We start from the raw sequence: 4,521 nt of genomic DNA, 5'->3' as shown, positions 1-4,521 counted from the left end.
CATCAGCGCCGCGCTCCTTCCGAAGAAGTCGGAGCGTCTGCGCAACCTCGAAAGGTATCTGCATATGTTCCGCTCATCCCTCGCCCGCCGGTCCCGTACCTCGCTCACCGTTGTCGCCGGGGCCAGCATCGTCGCGGGCCTACTGGCCGTCGCAGTCGCCCCCGCCTCCGCCGACAAGGGCGTTCATGAACAGGGTCCCAAGCCCACCGTCGTCCTGGTCCACGGTGCTTTCGCCGACTCCACCAGCTGGAACGACGTCATCAAGAGGCTTCGCCGCGACGGATATCCGGTCATCGCGGTCGCCAACCCGCTGCGGTCCCTGAGGGGCGACTCCGCCTATCTCAAGGACGTCCTGGCGGGCATCGACGGTCCCGTCGTTCTGGCCGGGCACTCGTACGGCGGCTCGGTCATCAGCAACGCAGCCACGGGCAACAAGAACGTCAAGGCGCTGGTCTACCTCGCCGCCTTCCTCCCCGAGAAGGGCGAAAGCGCGGCCGACCTGTCGGGCAAGTTCCCCGGCAGCACCCTCGGCGAAGCCCTCCGCCCAGTGCCGTTCACCGAGACGGACGGCTCCCAGGGCACCGACCTCTACATCCAGAATGACAAGTTCCGTCACCAGTTCGCCGCCGACGTGCCCCGTAACAAGACCGACCTGATGGCCGTCACCCAGCGACCCATCACCAACGCCGCCCTGACCGAGGGTGCGGCCGAGCCGGCCTGGAAGACGATTCCCTCCTGGGTCCTGGTTGCCACGCAGGACCTCAACATCCCGGCCGAGGCTCAGGAGTTCATGGCCAAGCGGGCAGGTGCTCACACCACGGAGGTCCGCTCATCGCACGCGGTGAGCGTCTCACAGCCCGGAAGGGTCACCGACGTCATCGAGGACGCTGCGCACTCGGTGCGCTGACGCCTTGCGCGTGTCGCTCATGGATCAGGACGGACCAGACGGTCCGTCCTGATCCATGAGCGCCCGTGCCGGCCCTTCGCGGGCGGGCCCCGTTGCATGTCGGGGAGGACGTAGAGCCCGACCTGGATGGGCACACAACAACGGCTCCGGTTCTACTTCGCCTGCCGCGCGATCCAGTCGGCGAGTCGCGTTTCGCCGAGGCACGCGTCCGTACCGGGCATCAGCGTCATCTCCCCCAACAGGGCGCGGAAGTAGAAGCCTTGGAATCGGAGACGACCGTGCGCGGGTCGTTCTTGGCGGCCAGGCCCTTGCGGATCAGCTCGTCCAGCTGGAATGCGTCAGGTCCGGCGACCTCGACGACACCTCCCACCGGCTCACCGACGGCAGTACGGCCCACCGCGGCGGCGTCGTCGGAGTAGACGGGCTGGATCGCGACGGGGCCAGGTGCACTGTGTTGTCGTCCTTGGTGGCGGAGTCCGCGATGCCCTTCATGAACTCGAAGAACTGGGTGGCGTGCACGATGGAGAACGGAACATCTGAGTCCCTGATCAGCTGCTCATGCGCCTGCTTGGCAGGGAAGCAACCACTCTCCTGGAGCCGCTCAGTGCCCACCACGGACAGCGCGAATGGTGCGTGACACCGGCGTCCTTCGCGGCGCGCGGCGCGTGGTGGCGGCATGGCCCGGACCACGCTCCTCGACGCTGTGTGTCACAGATCCGACGCCTCGCCTGTCTCATGTACGAACCGGCCCGGCCCGCATTAAAAGGGGCGCACCGCGCCGTGTGCCGCATCATGCCCCTCCTTCTGATCAGATGACGCGACCCAGACTCAGCCAACTCATCGGGTGCTGAGCGCTTGCCGGAGGGTGTCGGGAGAAGTGTCGACTTGCCACATGAGAGACCTCATATGATCAGCTCTTTCCCATGGCCGGACGTGCCTGCCGGCCTTGCGTGCCGAGGGGATGTCGAGCAGGATGCCCGTCCGCTGGCGGACTTCGCCTTCCGCCGCGACGTCACCCTGTTCCTGCTGTCGCAGGACGAGCAGGACGCAACCCTCGTCCGGCGCCTTCTGGCGCCGAGCCGGCTTACCGAGTCGCTGGTCTGGCATCGTCACCTCCGGGACGCCCGCCTTCTGTCCTCCTCGCGCGGCGCTCCGGTGTGCATCCTGGTGGGAAGTACACCCGTGGGGCAGTCGTTGTCCGATGTCGTCCGCTGGATACGCCGCAGAGCCCCCCGCGCGGCCGTACTCCTCCTCGGCGGCACGAACAAGCAGACCGCCACGAAGCCGCACGTCGGCATCACCCCTCTCGCCGGGTGGGTACAGGGCTGGGTCGATCACCGGCGGACGGCACCCCACGAGTTCCGCCGGGAGATCTGGCTGGCCCTTCAGCGTGCCCATCGGGACACAGCACCGGTCACCGTACGGGTCGAGGAGCTGATCGCACAGGACAGTGCCTTGCTGGAGCGGGGCCTGCTTCCTGACGTGACCCTGCGCGGCGACGGCTTCACCACCGGCCTGCACTATGCGCCTGGTCGCTCGCACGCCCTGCTGGGGGGCGACTTCTGCGACGTTGTGCAGGCTGAGGACTCCACGGTCCACGTCGTGATGGGCGACGTCTCCGGGCACGGCGCTGCCGAGGCTGCCCTGGCCGTTCACTTGCGCCTGGCTTGGCGCACCGCCGTGCTGTGCGGGCAGAGTCAACTGGGACAACTGCGCCTGCTCGAACGGATTCTGGTCGACGAACGACCGGACGAGGACACCTATGCCACCGTCGTCTCCTTGGTGTTCCCTCCCCACGGGCGGTCTATCCGAATGGTCAGCGCAGGCCACCCCGGGCTGCTGCACCGGCACTCGGGCAAGGTCAGCTGGGTGGAGCCGCAGCCGGGCATCGCGCTGGGCCTCTTTCCCGGACGGGGGGACTGGTCCGAGACCGAGATGGCCCTCGCAGACCGGGACAGCGTGGTGCTCTTCACCGACGGACTCTACGAAGGCCGTACCGCAGGCGGAAGGCTCGGTGAGGAGGGACTGCTTCGCCTGGCGGCCCAGTACGCCCACCTGGAACCCCAGGCTTTCGTCGATGCCCTGGTGCGGGGCGCGTCGCTGCTGGCCGCCCCCTTCGGGGGACTGCTGGACGACGTGGCTGTCCTGCACCTGGGCTGGAACAGGCCCGGCCGAGTCTGAGCCCCGTGGACCCGGGCGCCGTGGAGAATTCCGCACACGTGCAGCCGGTCCCGGTTCCCCAGTGAAGAGAGCCAGAACCGGCCGGTGGGACGGGAACACCTCACCGTCTCCGCGAGAGCCGGCGTGGTCCGTCGACTCACCGGCATGCCTCACCCCGCGGCAACAGGCAGCCCTCGAACCGGTAGCCTCCGGGATGCCCGTGACCGTCATCGGACAGCGGGCCACGTCCGCTCCGTCCACCAGCCGGTGGTCGACGGACAGCGGCCGCTGCCGTGGGTGTCGGGGCGGAATCGGACGGTGGCGGGGGCGTGGGCGCCGGGATAGCGCTCGGCGTGCCGATGACGGCAAGCCTGACGCGCCGACCTCGGCGGCCTCGTCCGCACCGAACATGTCGACCACGGTCCGCGTCACGCAGGCCCCGGTTGCGACACCGCCCGCTCACTGGTCGAGGCCGTAGCGGGCACGGGCCTGCGCGACGGTTTTCCGGGCGACCTGCCCGGTCCTGACCAGCCGGTACAGCGCTGTCACCACGTGCCGCCCTGGTGGAGGCAACGCACATTGAGCCGGTGACCGGCACGATCTCCACCCCGTGGCCGCGGAGCCCGGCGACGGTCCTCGCGGTGATGATGCCGGCGGCGCATGCCACGACGACTCCCCTCCGAACGTCTGTGAGAGGGGCGAGGCCGCCGATCACGCTGCTACTCGACGAAGTACGAGTCGTGCCTGTCGAAGAACGCGGCACGCTCCTCCTCCGAGGCGTGCGCCAGCTGCGACACCTGTTCGAAGTACTCCTCACGTGGTGCGCCCGGTGTGAACAGCAGCAGCATGTCGGCCGGGGCGTCGGAGTCGTTGCGGAAGGCGTGCAGCCCGCCCTGGGGCACATGCAGGAAATCACCCTTGCGCGTGTCGACCCACTGCACACCGTCGAACACCCGCACCGTGCCGTCCAGGATGTAGAACGACTCCGAGATCCGCTTGTGGAAGTGTTTCTTGGGTCCTCCCGCCCTCGGCCTCATCTCCACCCGGTACAGGCCGAACTCACCCCGTGTGGTGTCAGTGGTCGCCAGATAGTGAGTGGCGTCCTTGCCGGTTCCGCTCTCGCCGATGGCCGGAGGTGTGGTGGCAGGCCGGAAGACGGCGCTGACCTCGCCGTCCTCTCCCCAGTACTTCTGCTCCGGATACGGGTACGACATGTCGCGTTTCCTTTCGTGCGACGGACACGCTGTGAGGCATCGGCGCGGGCCGCTCAACAACGTTCCTCTCAACAAGGAGACCGATGAACACCCACCGATGTGACACAGGACGCCCCACGGGGGGACGTCAGTCGACGACGTGGTGATGGGCGAACCGGGACACCAGCGGCGGCTCCATCAGCCAGCCGTGCGCCCGCCCGCCCAACGGACAACGGGTCGTGTCGGCCTGCCGCAGCGTGC

The 4,521-nt window shown here is 68.3% G+C and carries 3 protein-coding genes and 1 pseudogene; 2 read left to right on the top strand and 2 right to left on the bottom strand.

Annotated elements, in window-relative coordinates; translation table 11 throughout:
• Positions 1–64: 64 nt before the first annotated feature.
• A complete protein-coding gene (locus JF597_RS51495) occupies positions 65–907 on the top strand; it encodes an alpha/beta hydrolase (RefSeq protein WP_294013528.1) in 843 nt (280 codons plus the stop codon).
• 152 nt (positions 908–1,059) lie between these two features.
• Here the strand turns inward: JF597_RS51495 and JF597_RS51490 are convergent.
• Positions 1,060–1,531, bottom strand: a pseudogene (locus JF597_RS51490) (NmrA family transcriptional regulator); the annotation flags it as partial.
• 309 nt (positions 1,532–1,840) lie between these two features.
• Here JF597_RS51490 and JF597_RS51485 point away from each other — a divergent pair.
• A complete protein-coding gene (locus tag JF597_RS51485) occupies positions 1,841–3,088 on the top strand; it encodes a PP2C family protein-serine/threonine phosphatase (protein ID WP_294013526.1) in 1,248 nt (415 codons plus the stop codon).
• A gap of 698 nt (positions 3,089–3,786) precedes the next feature.
• Here JF597_RS51485 and JF597_RS51480 read toward each other — a convergent pair.
• A complete protein-coding gene (locus JF597_RS51480) occupies positions 3,787–4,281 on the bottom strand; it encodes a cupin domain-containing protein (protein ID WP_069758003.1) in 495 nt (164 codons plus the stop codon).
• Positions 4,282–4,521 lie beyond the last annotated feature (240 nt).

This window comes from Streptomyces sp., assembly GCF_019510245.1.
Taxonomy (GTDB): domain Bacteria; phylum Actinomycetota; class Actinomycetes; order Streptomycetales; family Streptomycetaceae; genus Streptomyces.
This window is presented reverse-complemented; position numbering and strand designations above follow the sequence as displayed.

Coding starts and splice junctions, on each gene's coding strand:
- JF597_RS51495 (WP_294013528.1), top strand. CDS start 65: ATGTTCCGCTCATCCCTCGCCCGCCGGTCCCGTACCTCGCTCACCGTT.
- JF597_RS51480 (WP_069758003.1), bottom strand. CDS start 4,281: ATGTCGTACCCGTATCCGGAGCAGAAGTACTGGGGAGAGGACGGCGAG.